This is a genomic window from Roseovarius amoyensis (assembly GCF_003260265.1).
GTDB classification, from domain to species: domain Bacteria; phylum Pseudomonadota; class Alphaproteobacteria; order Rhodobacterales; family Rhodobacteraceae; genus Roseovarius; species Roseovarius amoyensis.
In genome coordinates, this window is record NZ_QITQ01000007.1 from 81,165 (window position 1) to 95,442 (window position 14,278).

Below are 14,278 nucleotides of genomic sequence, written 5' to 3' on the forward strand. Positions count from 1 at the left end.
GCCACTGACATGACCGATATGACCGCCTCCCCCTCCGGCGCCCTGGCGACCGATGCACGCCTGCGCGCCCGGCTGCGCCAGCGCAAACGCAAACAGGTAATCCTGCAGGGCCTCGGGCTGGGCGCGATTTCCTTTGCCGGGCTGATGCTCTTCATCCTGGTCGCCTCGCTGGTCTCGACCGGCTACAAGGCGGTGACCCAGACCCACCTGACGGTCGAGGTCTTTGTCGACCCGCAGGAAATATCCGTCGACAAGCTGCCGCGCGGGGGCTTCCGCGACGTGCTGGCCGCGGCGCTGATCAAGGAATTCCCCGACATGGCCGAGGCGGGCCGCAAGGATCTGCGCGCGCTGACCGGGGTCTATTCCAACGGCGCCCAGTTCCGGCTGCGCGACATGATCGTGGCCGACCCCGGCCTGATCGGGCAGACGGTCACGCTGACGGTGCCGGTATCGGACCCCTTTGACCAGCTGCAAAAGGACCTGATCAAGCGCGAAACACCCCAGGCGCAGCGCCGGGTCGATGACCGCCAGATCGCATGGTTCGACACGCTGGCCGAGCGCGGGATGATATCGGAGCCGATCAACTGGGGCCTGCTGACCAACGCCGACTCGCGCTTTCCCGAACTTGCCGGGCTCAAGGGCGCATTGGTGGGGTCGTTCTGGGCGCTGCTGGTCTGCTTCGCTATCTCGTTTCCCGTCGGCATCGGAGCGGCGATCTATCTGGAAGAGTTCGCGCCCAAAAACCGCATGAGCGACATCATCGAGGTCAACATCAACAACCTCGCCGCCGTGCCATCGGTCGTGTTCGGCCTGCTGGCGCTGGCGGTGTTTCTGGGCTGGTTCGGGCTGCCGCGTTCAGCGCCGCTGGTGGGGGGGATGACGCTGGCGCTGATGACCATGCCGACGATCATCATCTCCACCCGCGCCGCGCTGAAGGCGGTGCCGCCCTCGATCCGCGAGGCCGCGCTTGGCGTGGGCGCGTCCAGACACCAGGTGGTGTTCGGCCATGTCCTGCCGCTGGCAATGCCGGGCGTCATGACCGGCACCATCATCGGTCTGGCGCAGGCGCTGGGCGAAACCGCGCCGCTGCTGCTGATCGGGATGAACGCCTTTATCACCTCGGCCCCCGGCACCCCGCTGGACAGCGCCACCGCCCTGCCCACCCAGATCTTCATCTGGGCCGACAGCCCCGAACGCGGTTTTGTCTCGCGCACCTCGGCGGCGATCCTGGTGTTGCTGGGCTTTCTGGTGATGATGAACGGTATCGCGATCTATCTGCGCAACAAGTTCGAGCGGTCGTGGTAACAGATGACCCGGGAGACCAACCTCATGTACGACACGTCCATTTCGGAGAAAACCGTGACCCAGAACAGTATCAAGTTCTCCGCCCGCAACGTGCAGGTCCATTACGGGGACACGCACGCCATCAAGGATGTGAGCGTCGACATCGAGGACAAGACCGTGACCGCCTTTATCGGCCCCTCAGGCTGTGGCAAGTCGACCTTTCTGCGCTGTCTCAACCGGATGAACGACACCATCGACATCTGCCGGGTCGAGGGCGATATCCGCCTGGACGGCCAGGACATCTATGACAAGCGGGTGGACCCGGTGCAGCTGCGCGCCAAGGTTGGCATGGTGTTCCAGAAACCGAACCCGTTTCCGAAATCCATCTATGACAACGTCGCCTACGGGCCGAAAATTCACGGTCTGGCCCGCAACAAGGCCGATCTGGACGAAATCGTCGAACGCGCCCTGCGCCGCGGCGCCATCTGGGACGAGGTCAAGGACCGGCTCAACGAGCCGGGCACCGGGCTGTCGGGCGGCCAGCAGCAGCGGCTGTGCATCGCCCGTGCCGTGGCCACCGAACCCGAGGTCCTGCTGATGGACGAGCCGTGCTCGGCGCTGGACCCGATCGCCACCAGCCAGGTCGAGGAACTGATGGACGAGCTGCGCAAGAACTATTCGCTGGTGATCGTCACCCACTCGATGCAGCAGGCCGCGCGCGTCAGCCAGAAAACGGCGTTCTTTCACCTCGGCAACCTGGTGGAATTCGGCGAGACGGGGCAGATCTTCACCAACCCGCAGGACGAACGCACGGAAAGCTATATCACCGGCCGGATCGGCTAAGGAGCGGACATGAAGCAGGATGAACATATCGCCTCGGCCTTCGACCGGGACCTGGAAGGGCTGCAGGCGCAGATCATGAAAATGGGCGGGCTGGTCGAGGATGCGATCCTCAAGGCCGCCACCGCGCTGGAGATGCGTGACGAGGAACTGGCCAAACAGGTGCGCGCGGACGACCGCGCCATCGACGGGCTGGAGGAACACATCAACGAAGAGGCCGCGCGCATCATCGCCATGCGCCAGCCCATCGCCGTGGACCTGCGCATCATCCTGACGGTGATGAAGATCGCCGCCAACCTCGAACGTATCGGCGACTATGCCAAGAACATGGCCAAGCGCACCACCGTCCTGTCGCAGATGCAGCAGATCGAGGGCGCCCCGGCCGCGGTGCGACGCATGGCGCGCGAGGTGCAGCGCATGCTCAAGGACGCGCTGGATGCCTTCGTGCAGCGCAACGCCGACCTGGCGGCCGAGGTGGTGGCGCGCGACACCGATGTCGATCAGATGTATAATGCTCTTTTCCGCGAGTTTCTGACCTTCATGATGGAGGACCCGCGCAACATCACCAGCTGCATGCACCTGCATTTCATCGCCAAGAACACCGAACGGATGGGCGATCATGTCACCAACATTGCCGAACAGGTGATCTATCTGGCCACCGGCGAGTTGCCCGACAGCGACCGCCCCAAGGTCGACAACACCGCCCTGACGGCGGACGCCGAGGACTAGCCCGCCCATGGTCGCCGCAAACAGCCCCCTTATCCTGCTGGTCGATGACGAGGCCGCCCAGCGCGGGATGATCGCCTACAACCTCGCCACCGAGGGCTATCGCGTGAACGAGGCCCGCGACGGCGAAGAAGCGATGCTGCTGGTGGCAGAGGACCCGCCGGACCTGATTGTGCTGGATTGGATGATGCCCAACCTGTCGGGGATAGAGGTCTGCCGCCGGCTCAAGGCCCGCCCCAAGACCCGGCAGATCCCGGTGATCATGCTTTCGGCCCGGTCAGAGGAACCCGACCGCATCCGCGGGCTGGAAACCGGCGCCGACGATTATGTGACCAAACCCTATTCCGTGGCCGAGCTGCTGGCCCGCATCCGCGCCAACCTGCGGCGCGCGCGCCCCTCGACCGTCGGCGTGGTGCTGGAATACGACGATATCCGCCTGGACGCGGAAACCCACCGCGTCACCCGCTCGGGCAAGGAACTGTCGCTCGGCCCGACCGAGTTCCGCCTGCTGGCCACGCTGATGGAAAGGCCCGGCCGGGTGCTGAGCCGCGAACAATTGCTTGACCGGGTCTGGGGCCGCGACATCCATGTCGAGACCCGCACCGTCGATGTGCATATCGGCCGCCTGCGCAAGGCCCTGTGCCACCATGGCGGCGACGATCCCCTGCGCACCGTACGCGGCGCCGGTTACGCCCTGGGCTGAACCGGCCCTTGCCGCGAAAAAGGGCGCGGACATTGCGCCCGGCCCTTTGCATTTCGTCGTGCGGGTGAGTGTTTCGGGGGCTCGAATAGCAATGGCCGCTTTGAGGCCAAATTTCCAAGTTTCCGCGCAATGGCGAAAGTCAGCTCTCGTGATTTCAAGAATTCAAATGTAGGTGCTCTGTGTGCGCAGCAGGGCATTGAGTGCAATCCGGTGGCTTTTGCATAGATACCGCTTATTCAGCATCGAGTGCAGAGGTCTGTTTGTTAGCAATTTGAAGCGCCATTTGTTCGCAGATGTGTTCTCTCAGTTGTTGATCTGACATACCTGCTATGCGAGCATCGTCTGGTTTCATACTGACTTGAATCGCGAGTTGGGTTCGGTCGTAATCGGCATAGATCTCCATCATTCGGCAGAAGAATTCGTATGGTGTCTTTAATGTCTTGCTGACGTTCTGTATTTCGCCGAAATAGGCTTCCTTGTTTTCCAAATAGTCCGCGAATGCGGCATCGCTCAGTTGCTCAGTAAGTATGTGTCCTTGTCCATCCGGCGTGTTGACGACGATGTGCGCTGTCTTGGTGCTTTCCATGACTACAGCGGATCGGACAGTTCCGATCAAACCTCCGGCGATCTCATCCGTGAAGTTATATGTCTGGCCAATCTGCAACCGTTCTGGCTCACCCGGCGTGTTGTCCGAGGGCAAGGAGCCGTCAAAGGTCGACGGAAAACTGCCGATTTTTCCAAGGGCGTCCGCGATGTCGAAAAGCCGCTGATATTTTTGGTCCAGTGCATACTTCTCAGCGAAACTGTAATGTCCAGGTCTGTTAAAGTCTGCGATCCTAAATCCAATAGGGGACGCGGCAAATACGGGACGCTCGTATAGATGCCGGTGCATCGCAATGTTTGTTATAAAAACAAAGGCTTCAGCTTTGGGAGCCTGCGGGTTTCTTTCGCAGTCGATTATTTTCTTGGTTGCAGCGTCCAGAATTTCTGGACGGTTCTCTTCACTAATGTTGGCATCCATAGGAGCGTTAATATCGATAAAAACAAGTCGCTCTGCTTCAGACGGTTTCTTGAGGGCTCCATGAAGGTGAGTTATAATCTTGCCTAGTGGTTTTTGATCGGTACCGCCGTCTTTTTCGGTTTTCCCAAGTAACCCATTGACTGACCGCATCTTGGCCTCGACGGAATAGCGCTTGCCGCTGGCCTTGTGGATCGCTGCGAACTCGCAGTGCTTTGTTTTCCGGTCTGTCTCGTCTTCCAGGATTAGTTCATAACCAGCCCGAATGAGTGCTCCGGCAACCATGAGTTCATAGAAAGCACCTTGGAAGTTCGACCGATCCTTTAGTCTGACAACCATAAGCGCCTGCAGTTCGACGTTGTGCGCCAGTAGGTAGAGGTTGTACGCCAATCCAAGATAACAGGTTACAAGCCCGTTCACTTCAGTGCTGCGCACTTTCCCGTCCGGAACGTTGGATTCCTTCTGGTACAGGCAAAAGCTCTGGTACCATTGAATAATTTGGTGACGCTCGCTTTCGGGCTTTGCAATTTCCGAATTGCCCCACTCCGAGCCCAGTACTTCCTTTATGTAGAACATCAAGAAGTCGGGAAACGTCTTCCAACCCTTTGAGAAGTGGAGGCGGTTCTTGACGGCAACGAACTGATGGTCTTTGTGCTTTGCCGCAATTATCGGTTTGCCCAATCCTTGCTGGTTCTGGCGTATCCGTTCGTCCGCTTTGGCTTTATTGATTAGGGCGGCAGGAATCTTGGGGGGCGTTAGTTGTTCCTCCGGGCGATACCGACCGCAGCAGCGCTTGTATTTTCGTCCGCTTCCACACGGGCAAGGTTGGTTTCGACCGATCTTTGTCAAGTTGTCCGCCTTCGCAGTGTGCGCCTCAAGTGCTGTGAAGTTAGTCTTTCACAACTGGCAGTAACTTTCCAACCAGGATCCGTTATTGAACCTGACGTCACGCCCGCAAGGCGCTCAACCACGCACTGCACCACAAACGAAAAGGGGCGCGGACCTTGCCCGCGCCCCTGCCGTGCCCTGTCAGGCAGACCTCAGAGACATTCGCCGATCGCCCCGGCGACATGGTTGATCAGCTGGATATAGAAATCCGGCCCCGGGGGGATATCGGCGCCCATCGGGTCGATCACCCCCGAATTGGTGCCGCCGGCGGTCACTGCCTCGATCAGGCCGGGGTCGAACTGGGGTTCTGCCAGAACGCAGGTAACACCGCTATCGGCCAGCGCGTCGCGCAGTTCGGCCAGCCGCCCCGGCCCCGGGTCGCTGGCATCGCCTTCCGCTATGGAGCCGAACGCATGCAGGCCGAAACGGTTTTCGAAATACTGGTAGGCGTCGTGAAAGACCACGAAACGCTGTTCGCGCAGCGGGGCGATGAAATGCGCCACGCGGATCGCGGCCGCGCCGATTTCATCCTGTGCCCTTTCGGCGTTGGCGCGGTAGAGGTCGGCATTGGCCGGGTCGGCCTCGGCCAGAACCTCTGCCATGGCGCGCACCCAGACCCTGGCATTCTCGGGGTCGAGCCAGGCATGGGGATCGAGCCCCGAATGGTCATGCGCGTGGTCATCATGGCCGTCATCGTGGTCATGGTCGTCATGGTCGTGCGCTTCTTCGTGACCATGCTCATCCTCGTGGTCATGGTCGTGATCATCCTCCAACTGGGCGAAAACCGCACCTTCGCGGTACTCCAGGCGGGTGGTTCCCGGCACCTCGATCAGTTCCACCACGCGGGCATCCGCTGCCAGCGTCTCTATCGCGCCGTCCAGCCAGGGCGTCAGCCCCCCGCCCTGCACGAACACCACATCGGCCCGGTCCAGCGCCGCCGCCTCGCTGGGGCGCAGCGAATACCCGTGCGGCGAGGCGCCCGGCGGCAGGATCAGCTCGGGCGTGCCCACCCCTTCCATCACCTTGGCGGCAAGCGAATGTATCGGGGCAATATCCGTGGCAACACTGGGTGCGTCGGCCATCGCGGCGGCCGGCGCCAGGGCCAGCCAGAGAGAGGCAGCGCGAACTGAGGCGCGTATCTGCATCGGGAGTTCCTTTCCGTGGGGTGTCGTTTCCGGAGGGTTGATACCTGTTACATTATAACATATCAAGAGGCCGATTGACGCTGCACGACCTCACGGTTACGTACATCGCCTCAGGGATCGGAGGGCCGCCCATGCTGGGTTTCCATTCACATGATCACACCGCCTGCATCCAGACCGCCGTCGCGGCCGCCGATGCCCATTGCCGCGCCGAAAAGCTGCAATTCACGCCGGTGCGCCGCCGGGTGCTGGAAATCCTGCTGGAAAACCACCGGGCAAAGGGTGCCTATGAGATCCTCGACCAGTTGCGGGACGAGGGCTTTGGCTCGCAACCACCGGTGGCCTATAGGGCGCTGGATTTCCTTGTCGCGCACGGGTTCGCCCACAAGATCGAGCGTCTGAACGCCTTTGTCGCCTGCGCCCATGCCGGGGCCGACCATACCCCCGCCTTCCTGATCTGCCGGGAATGCAGCGCCGTGGCCGAGGCAGAGGCCGGGCCGGGCCGCGCCGCCATCGCCGCCGCCGCCCGCGCCGAGGGCTTTACCGTCGAGCGCGTGGTGATCGAGGCGATGGGCCTTTGCCCGCGCTGCGCCAAAGCTGCATGAACGCGCCTGCCACCCCCTTGGTCACGCTGTCGGGGCTCGACGTGACCCTTGGCCGCCAGCGCGTGCTGCGCGGTGTCGATTTCGCCATTTCGCCGGGCGAGATCGTCACCATTGTCGGGCCCAACGGGTCGGGGAAATCGACGCTGCTGCGTGCAATCATCGGCGCGATCCGCCCCTCGGCGGGATCGGTCCGGCACAAGCCCGGCCTGCGGCTGGGATATGCGCCGCAGCGGCTGCATATCGACCCTACCCTGCCGCTGACGGTGCGCCGCTTTCTGGGCCTGCCCAAGCGCGTCACCGATGCCGCTGCGCGCGAGGCGCTGGACGAGGCCGGCGCCGGCGATCTGCGCACACGGCAGATGTCGGACCTGTCCGGCGGGCAGTTCCAGCGCGTGCTGCTGGCCCGCGCCCTGCTGGGCAAGCCCGACCTGCTGCTGCTGGACGAACCTACACAGGGCCTCGACCAGCCCGGCTCTGCCGCGTTCTACCGCCTCATCGCCGATGTGCGCCGCCGCTATGGGTGCGCGGTGCTGATGGTCAGCCACGAATTGCACGTCGTCATGGCCGCCTCTGACCGGGTGATCTGTCTCAACGGTCATGTCTGTTGCGAGGGCGCGCCGGAGCACGTGGCCTCGGCCCCCGAATACCGTGCGCTTTTCGGCACCGGCACCGGCGGGGCGCTGGCGCTCTACCGGCATGAACATGACCACGCCCACGACCACAGCCCAAAGGAACATACCCATGATGATGGCTGTGCTTGACGATTTCCTTGTCCGCGCCGCGCTGGCCGGGGTCGGCGTGGGGCTGGCCGCTGGGCCGCTGGGTGCCTTCGTCGTGTGGCGCCGCATGGCCTATTTCGGTGACGCCACCGCCCATGCCGCGATTTTGGGCGTGGCACTGTCGCTGGCCTTTTCGCTGTCGATCTTCACCGGCACACTGGCAGTTGCGCTGGCAATGGCCTGGGTGGTTGCATTGCTGTCGGGCCGCGGTCTGGCGATGGACACGCTTCTGGGCGTTCTGGCACATTCGGCACTGGCCTTTGGCCTGGTGGCGGTGTCATTCGTGCAGGGGGTGCGGATCGACCTGATGGCCTATCTCTTTGGTGACATCCTGGCAGTGGGACGTATCGACCTGGTGGTGATCTGGGGCGGAGCGGCAATGGTGCTGGGCCTGCTGGCCTGGCGCTGGAATGCGCTGCTGACCTCGACGCTGAGCGACGAGTTGGCCTGCGCCGCCGGCATCGACCCGAGGCGTGAACGCCTGGTCCTGACACTGGCGCTGGCGGTTGTCGTGGCGGTGGCAATCAAGGTGGTGGGCGCGCTCTTGATCACCGCGATGCTGATCATTCCGGCCGCCGCATCCCGCCCCTTTGCCACCACGCCCGAACGCATGGCAGTGGCCGCAGCGGCAATCGGCGCATTGTCGGCCCTGGGCGGGTTGCGACTGGCCTATCTTGCCGACACACCGGCAGGACCCACGATTGTGTGTGTCGCCGCGCTGTTCTTCACGGTCTCGACCGTGCTTGGCTTATTGCCACGGCGCGGCTGACCCCTGCTCTCAGCCGGCGCGCAACCGGCGATAGGCCGTGGCGCACAGGTATACACACCACAGGAGAATACCCATGAACTTCGCTCCATCCTCCAGAAGCGACGGCAGCGGCTTGAGTTCGTGGTTCGCCAGGTCGGTCACGATGGACACCGCGAAAGCCGCCGCGGTGAGCACGAGAATGCCGTGCGGCGACAGCGCCATCTCGGCCCGCCAGTGCCAGAACAGCGCCAGGGCAGCCAGGCCATAGACCGAAAAGACCGCAAGCTCGGGGATGTGCAGATAGCCCGGCGCGACGACTTCGTGAAACATGAAGAGATCGTCAAGCCCCAGCACCGCGCTTAGCCACCCCGCGGCCAATAAAAAGCCAGGCCAGTCCGGCGATGCCGGTCCGTCGACGCGCAGCACCGCCCCCGCCAGCAGCGCCGCAGTTGCCGCGCCCGCCCATAGCAGGATGCCCAGGTTCGAGAGTGCTCCGTAGTAAACCGGCGACTCGCTGACCGCCAGCGGATCGCGCAGCAGATCGTTGATGGTGATCGCGTCAGTGAGCTTGGAGGCGACCGCCATCGCCATGACAACCGCCGCACCGGCCACTACTATCAGGACGGTCAGTCCCGTAACACCCGGTAAAATCCCGAAGATGTCTCGCGAACGCGGATGTGTCATTGCCGGTCTCCCCCATGCCAGGCCCCTGGCCGGTCCGGTGCCGCGCCTGTCATGGCACCATAAGGTAGCGGATGGCCCGTTGTAAATTTCTCATGTCGGGCCACGACAGCATCCCTCGCCAATCCGGCTGCGACATACCATGTCGCAAACGGGCATGCGCGGATAGGCGGGCGCGTCACGTTGCGGTCAGTCAACAAGGAGCGGAACAATGAAAACCACCACCCGGGTCTGCGTCATCGGCGGCGGAGTCGTCGGGTGCAGCGTGCTGTATCACCTGACCAAGCTTGGCTGGTCGGACGTGATGCTGGTCGAACGCTCCGATCTGACCTCGGGCAGCACCTGGCACGCGGCGGGGGGCTTTCACACCCTGAACGGCGACACCAACATGGCGGCACTGCAGGGCTATACCATCCGGCTTTACCGTGAGCTGGAGGAACTGACCGGCCTTTCCTGCGGGCTGCACCATGTCGGAGGGGTCACGCTGGCCGACAACCGCGACCGGTTCGACATGCTGCTCGCCGAGCGCGCCAAGCACCGATACATGGGTCTTGAGACCGAGATCATCGGCCCCGAGGAAATCGCGCGCCTTGCCCCGGTCACCAACACCGATGGCATCATCGGCGCGCTTTACGACCCGCTTGATGGCCACCTCGACCCGTCCGGCACCACCCACGCCTATGCCCGCGCCGCGCGGCTGGGCGGGGCCACCATCGAAACCCATTGCCATGTCAAGGAAACCACCCCCCGCGCCGACGGCAGCTGGGACGTGGTCACCGACAAGGGCACCATCCATGCCGAGCACGTCGTCAACGCCGCCGGGCTGTGGGCGCGCGAGGTTGGCGCGATGGCGGGCGCCTACCTGCCGCTGCACCCGATGGAACATCAGTACCTCGTCACCGACGAGGTGCCCGAGATCGCCGCCATCATCGACGCGGGCGGCGAACACCCCCACGTCATGGACCCCGCCGGCGAAAGCTATCTGCGGCAAGAGGGGCGCGGGCTGTGCATCGGATTCTACGAACAGCCCTGTCGCCCTTGGGCGGTCGACGGCACCCCCTGGACCTTTGGGCACGAGCTGCTGCCCGACGATTTCGACAAGATCGAGGATTCCATCGCCTTTGCCTATCGCCGCTTTCCCGCGCTGGAACGCGCCGGGGTCAAGACGGTGATCCACGGCCCCTTTACCTTTGCCCCCGACGGCAACCCGCTGGTCGGCCCGGTGCCGGGGCTGCGCAACTATTGGTCGGCCTGCGGCGTGATGGCCGGGTTCAGCCAGGGCGGCGGTGTCGGGCTGATGCTGGCGCAATGGATGACGACGGGCGAATGCGAACGCGACGTCACCGCGATGGACGTGGCGCGTTTCGGCGATTGGATCGGGCCGGGCTATACCCTGCCGAAGGTGATCGAGAACTATCAGAAACGGTTTTCGGTCTCCTATCCCAACGAGGAACTGCCGGCGGCGCGCCCGCTCAACACGACACCGATGTACGACATCTTTGATGCCATGGGCGCGGTCTGGGGTCAGCAATACGGGCTGGAGGTGGTGAACTGGTTCGCCGAAGGGGACGAGCCGCGTTACGAGACGCCAAGCTTTCGCCGCTCGAACGCGTGGGACGCCACCCGGCGCGAGGTCAGGGCCGTGCGCGAGGGCGTGGGCATCAACGAGGTGCACAATTTCGGCAAATACCTGGTCACCGGCCCCGGCGCGCGCGCCTGGCTGGACCGGATCATGGCCGGGCGCATCCCGACGCCGGGGCGCGTGTCGCTGACGCCCATGCTCAGCCCCGCCGGGCGGCTCTGGGGGGATTTCACGATCTCGTGCCTGAACGACGAGACCTTTCAGCTGACCGCGTCCTACGGCGCGCAGGCGTTCCACATGCGCTGGTTCCAGATGAACGAGGCAGAGGGCGTGCAGGTGGAAAACATCTCGGACCGGCTGAACGGGTTCCAGATCGCCGGCCCCAAGGCGCGTGATGTGCTGGCCGCGTGCACCCGCGATGACGTTTCCGGCATGCGGTTCATGGATGTGCGCCGCGTCACGCTGGGCATGGTCGACTGCCTTGTGCAGCGCCTCAGCTATACCGGCGACCTGGGGTATGAGATCTATTGCGACCCGATGGCGCAGCGCGCGCTGTGGTCGGTGCTGTGGCAAGAGGGCCAGCAGCACGGCATGCGACCCTTCGGGATGCGGGCGATGATGTCGCTCAGGCTTGACCGGTTCTTCGGCTCGTGGCTGAACGAGTTCTCGCCAGATTATACCCCCGGCGAAACCGGCATGGACCGCTTCATCGCCTGGAAAAAGAACACCGACTTCATCGGGCGCACCGCCGCCGAGGCCGAGCGCGCCAAGGGCGCCGCACGCAAGCTGGTCGCCTTTGCGGTAGAGGCCGAAGATGCCGATGTGCACGGCTATGAACCGGTCTGGATCGGCGACAAGGTGCAGGGTTTCTGCACTTCGGGGGGCTATTCGCACCATACCGACACCTCAGTCGCGCTGGCGCTGATCCCGGCCGGGGCCGCGCAGCCCGGGCAGACGGCCAAGATCGAGATCCTGGGCGACCGGCGCAAGGCGACCATGCTGAGCGAGCCGCTCTTCGACCCCAAAGGCAGCCGGATGCGCGACTGACCCCGCCGCGCGTCGGGGGCACTGGCGCGCGGCCCCCGGCAGGGATAGGTTCGCCGGTATGAATTCGGTTGCAATCCTGATCCCGGCCGCCGGGCGCTCTGCCCGGATGCGCGGGCGCGACAAGCTGTTAGAGCCGGTGGAGGGCGTGCCGCTGTTGCGTCGGCAGGCGGACATCGCGCGGCGCACGGGCGCGCCGGTGATGGTCACGCTGCCCCCCGCCCACGCGGCACGGCTGGCGGTGCTGGCGGGGCTGGACGGAGTGCGCATCACGCCGCTGCCCGAGGCGCCCGAAGGCATCGCCGCCTCGATCCGCGCCGGTGCCGGTTGGGCGCGCGAGATTGGCGCGCAGGGGTTGATGGTGCTGCTGGCGGACCTGCCCGAGATCGGCACCGACGATCTGCACGCCATGATGCGGGGTTTTGCCGCCGCCCCCGGCACGCCACTGCGCGCCACCGACGCCAGCGGGTTGCCGGGGCATCCGGTGATCCTGCCTGCACGGCTTTACCCCGCGCTGGCCGGCCTGTCGGGCGACCGGGGCGCCGGCGTTCTGCTAAAGCGCGAACGCCCGGCCGAGATCGCCCTGCCCGGCCGGCGGGCGACCACCGACCTGGACACGCCAGAGGACTGGGCCGCCTGGCGCGCACGCGGGCAGGAAGACGACGAGGCATAAAAAAACGGCAATCCCGGCGCATGCCGGAATTGCCGTCCTTGAAATCGGTATCAGCCCCCGAACCGACCTCATTCATCCGGGCGGGACCAGCCCGCCCGGATCACTGCAACACTCGTTACGACTTGATCAACAACTGGCACTCGTCAGCATTGAGGGCCTTGCGCGCGGACTGGTAGGCCTTGCGGCCCGGCGCGTCGCGCAGGTTGGGAAAGAGATCGAGGATCTCGCGGCGCTGGACGGCGCCGAGGCCTTGCATCACCCGATCATCGGGGCGAAAGCTTTCGGTCCACATGCCGTTGGACAGCACCACTTGGTGCTGATCGAACATGAAATGGATATAGGTGACCGACGCGACATCGGCCGTATCGACCCCATCGAGCCCGGTCAGGTGCCCGGCGGCGGCCAGCACCTCGCTATCCTCAAAGAACTCGGCGGCGCGGTCGCTCTGGATCAGGATATTGTGCCAGGGGCTGACCATGATGTCGGCTTCGGGCAGGCCATGATCCAGCGCGCCCGAACGGATCAGCACCGGGCGCAGCGTTGGCGCCTTGCGCAGATCCTCGGCGCGCAGTCGGCACGACCCGATCCAGCGGATCGCCTGCAGACCGTTGTCACGGGTCAGGACACGGTCGCCGACGCGCAGGCCCTCGACCCGGCGTTCGCCCATCGGGGTGGCAATAACGGTGCCCGGCGTAAAGCACGGAACGACGTTTTCCACTGGCATTTCAATTTGCTGCGACGGGTTTCTCGTCCTTTCCCCGGCGTCCATCGGCCCGGTACGGTTCACGGAGTTCTCGATCGGCAGCATGGTGTTCCCTTCCAAACCAGCGCGGTTGTGCGCATTCTCTACTCGCGTCATTTGGCCTGACGATCCGCGCGCCCTTGCCGTTCCGGCACCGTTGAGCCCGTTGTCATGAACCGAGACACCGCTTCGCCCAGACAGGCAAAACAGACACGGTTCCGGGCCGGGCGCAGGCATCTTTACCCGCCTCCCCGGTGCGCCACACAGCATGTGCGGTGCGCGGCATTCGCATTGCGCGTGATCGGCCGCCCCACGGCCGGTTATCCCCCCAGTCGGGATATCCTGACGCTACTGAACGGCGCGGGGTGAATAAAGGCATTTCTGCCTCAATTCGCCGCGGGCAGGCATCAATCGCGGCAGGAAGATGGCAATTTGGCCAGCCCTATTGTTCTGAATTTGAGATCAATACCCAACCACTCGTTAGAGCAGCCCAACCGGCAAAAATGGTATATCTATTTGTAATAACTCATTTTATTGGACATTTTGCCATCACAGCCCCAATGATTTGGGGTAGTATTGTTTTTATATTCAAAACGATCAGGGTGAAGCTGGCCCTCGCTTACCAAGTGCCCGCATAGATCTTTGCCACATTCATATTTATTTCTGTGCGGTCATCAGTCCGGCCGATTGCGCCGGATTGTTGACGTATCCAGCCAGATTTCAGGCGTCGGTGGCGCGAATCGCTGGGCAACCCGACGCCACCCGCCCCGTCGCGGCGGCGCGCGCCGGATCTGCCGGGGCAGGATGCACGGATAATTCGGAT

13 protein-coding genes are annotated in these 14,278 nt (G+C 63.7%); 9 read left to right on the forward strand and 4 right to left on the reverse strand.

Features of this window, described 5'->3' with window-relative positions; translation table 11 throughout:
- Window positions 1-9: 9 nt before the first annotated feature.
- From pstA to phoB, 4 genes are read left to right on the forward strand one after another with little or no spacing between them, the layout of a single operon-like run.
- Window positions 10-1,305 carry a phosphate ABC transporter permease PstA gene (gene pstA, locus DL899_RS08255; protein ID WP_111733736.1) on the forward strand — a complete coding sequence of 432 codons (1,296 nt, stop codon included), beginning with the start codon at window positions 10-12 and terminating at the stop codon, window positions 1,303-1,305.
- 24 nt (window positions 1,306-1,329) lie between these two features.
- A complete protein-coding gene (pstB, locus tag DL899_RS08260; RefSeq protein WP_111733738.1) occupies window positions 1,330-2,127 on the forward strand; it encodes a phosphate ABC transporter ATP-binding protein PstB in 798 nt (265 codons plus the stop codon).
- A gap of 9 nt (window positions 2,128-2,136) precedes the next feature.
- Window positions 2,137-2,853 (forward strand): phosphate signaling complex protein PhoU, encoded by a 717-nt coding sequence (gene phoU / locus DL899_RS08265; RefSeq protein ID WP_111733740.1) that lies wholly within the window; start codon window positions 2,137-2,139, stop codon window positions 2,851-2,853.
- 7 nt (window positions 2,854-2,860) lie between these two features.
- Entirely contained in the window at window positions 2,861-3,553 is a 693-nt protein-coding gene (gene phoB / locus DL899_RS08270; RefSeq protein ID WP_111733741.1) for a phosphate regulon transcriptional regulator PhoB, read from the forward strand.
- 232 nt (window positions 3,554-3,785) lie between these two features.
- Here the strand turns inward: phoB and DL899_RS19605 are convergent, their stop codons facing one another.
- Together DL899_RS19605 and DL899_RS08280 are read right to left on the reverse strand one after the other, a co-directional pair.
- Window positions 3,786-5,420, reverse strand: coding sequence for a YecA family protein (locus DL899_RS19605; RefSeq protein ID WP_204355274.1), 1,635 nt, complete (start codon window positions 5,418-5,420; stop codon window positions 3,786-3,788).
- 191 nt (window positions 5,421-5,611) lie between these two features.
- On the reverse strand, window positions 5,612-6,604 hold the full coding sequence (locus tag DL899_RS08280) for a zinc ABC transporter substrate-binding protein (protein WP_111733743.1): 993 nt from the start codon (window positions 6,602-6,604) through the stop codon (window positions 5,612-5,614).
- A 131-nt stretch (window positions 6,605-6,735) separates the two neighbouring features.
- Here DL899_RS08280 and DL899_RS08285 point away from each other — a divergent pair, with 131 nt between their 5' ends.
- Genes DL899_RS08285 through DL899_RS08295 form a run of 3 tightly spaced genes read left to right on the forward strand, consistent with a single transcriptional unit; the run spans window position 6,736 to window position 8,754 of the window.
- Entirely contained in the window at window positions 6,736-7,206 is a 471-nt protein-coding gene (locus DL899_RS08285; protein ID WP_111733745.1) for a Fur family transcriptional regulator, read from the forward strand.
- Window positions 7,203-7,967: an ATP-binding cassette domain-containing protein gene (locus DL899_RS08290; protein ID WP_111733747.1), complete on the forward strand. Its 765-nt coding sequence runs from the start codon at window positions 7,203-7,205 to the stop codon at window positions 7,965-7,967. The genes DL899_RS08285 and DL899_RS08290 overlap by 4 nt, the downstream gene beginning before the upstream one ends.
- The gene (locus DL899_RS08295) at window positions 7,954-8,754 is read left to right on the forward strand and encodes a metal ABC transporter permease (protein WP_111733878.1); all 801 of its coding nucleotides are present in this window, start codon (window positions 7,954-7,956) and stop codon (window positions 8,752-8,754) included. Before DL899_RS08290 ends, DL899_RS08295 begins: the two co-directional genes overlap by 14 nt.
- 9 nt (window positions 8,755-8,763) lie before the next feature.
- Here the strand turns inward: DL899_RS08295 and DL899_RS08300 are convergent, their stop codons facing one another.
- The gene (locus DL899_RS08300; RefSeq protein WP_162685531.1) at window positions 8,764-9,417 is read right to left on the reverse strand and encodes a hypothetical protein; all 654 of its coding nucleotides are present in this window, start codon (window positions 9,415-9,417) and stop codon (window positions 8,764-8,766) included.
- 208 nt (window positions 9,418-9,625) lie between these two features.
- Here DL899_RS08300 and DL899_RS08305 point away from each other — a divergent pair, with 208 nt between their 5' ends.
- Together DL899_RS08305 and DL899_RS08310 are read left to right on the forward strand one after the other, a co-directional pair.
- Complete coding sequence (locus DL899_RS08305; RefSeq protein ID WP_111733750.1) at window positions 9,626-12,043, forward strand: GcvT family protein; 2,418 nt, start codon at window positions 9,626-9,628, stop codon at window positions 12,041-12,043.
- Between the two features lie 58 nt (window positions 12,044-12,101).
- Window positions 12,102-12,713, forward strand: a complete 612-nt coding sequence (locus tag DL899_RS08310) for a nucleotidyltransferase family protein (RefSeq protein ID WP_111733752.1) — start codon at window positions 12,102-12,104, stop codon at window positions 12,711-12,713.
- A gap of 115 nt (window positions 12,714-12,828) precedes the next feature.
- Here DL899_RS08310 and DL899_RS08315 read toward each other — a convergent pair whose 3' ends face one another.
- The gene (locus tag DL899_RS08315; protein ID WP_239494646.1) at window positions 12,829-13,521 is read right to left on the reverse strand and encodes a Hint domain-containing protein; all 693 of its coding nucleotides are present in this window, start codon (window positions 13,519-13,521) and stop codon (window positions 12,829-12,831) included.
- Window positions 13,522-14,278 lie beyond the last annotated feature (757 nt).

Bases quoted from the DNA above. Each gene is read 5' to 3' on its own strand.
- pstA (WP_111733736.1), top strand. From the start codon at position 10: ATGACCGATATGACCGCCTCCCCCTCCGGCGCCCTGGCGACCGATGCA.
- pstB (WP_111733738.1), top strand. From the start codon at position 1,330: ATGTACGACACGTCCATTTCGGAGAAAACCGTGACCCAGAACAGTATC.
- phoU (WP_111733740.1), top strand. From the start codon at position 2,137: ATGAAGCAGGATGAACATATCGCCTCGGCCTTCGACCGGGACCTGGAA.
- phoB (WP_111733741.1), top strand. From the start codon at position 2,861: ATGGTCGCCGCAAACAGCCCCCTTATCCTGCTGGTCGATGACGAGGCC.
- DL899_RS08280 (WP_111733743.1), bottom strand. From the start codon at position 6,604: ATGCAGATACGCGCCTCAGTTCGCGCTGCCTCTCTCTGGCTGGCCCTG.
- DL899_RS08285 (WP_111733745.1), top strand. From the start codon at position 6,736: ATGCTGGGTTTCCATTCACATGATCACACCGCCTGCATCCAGACCGCC.
- DL899_RS08290 (WP_111733747.1), top strand. From the start codon at position 7,203: ATGAACGCGCCTGCCACCCCCTTGGTCACGCTGTCGGGGCTCGACGTG.
- DL899_RS08295 (WP_111733878.1), top strand. From the start codon at position 7,954: ATGGCTGTGCTTGACGATTTCCTTGTCCGCGCCGCGCTGGCCGGGGTC.
- DL899_RS08300 (WP_162685531.1), bottom strand. From the start codon at position 9,417: ATGACACATCCGCGTTCGCGAGACATCTTCGGGATTTTACCGGGTGTT.
- DL899_RS08305 (WP_111733750.1), top strand. From the start codon at position 9,626: ATGAAAACCACCACCCGGGTCTGCGTCATCGGCGGCGGAGTCGTCGGG.
- DL899_RS08310 (WP_111733752.1), top strand. From the start codon at position 12,102: ATGAATTCGGTTGCAATCCTGATCCCGGCCGCCGGGCGCTCTGCCCGG.
- DL899_RS08315 (WP_239494646.1), bottom strand. From the start codon at position 13,521: ATGCTGCCGATCGAGAACTCCGTGAACCGTACCGGGCCGATGGACGCC.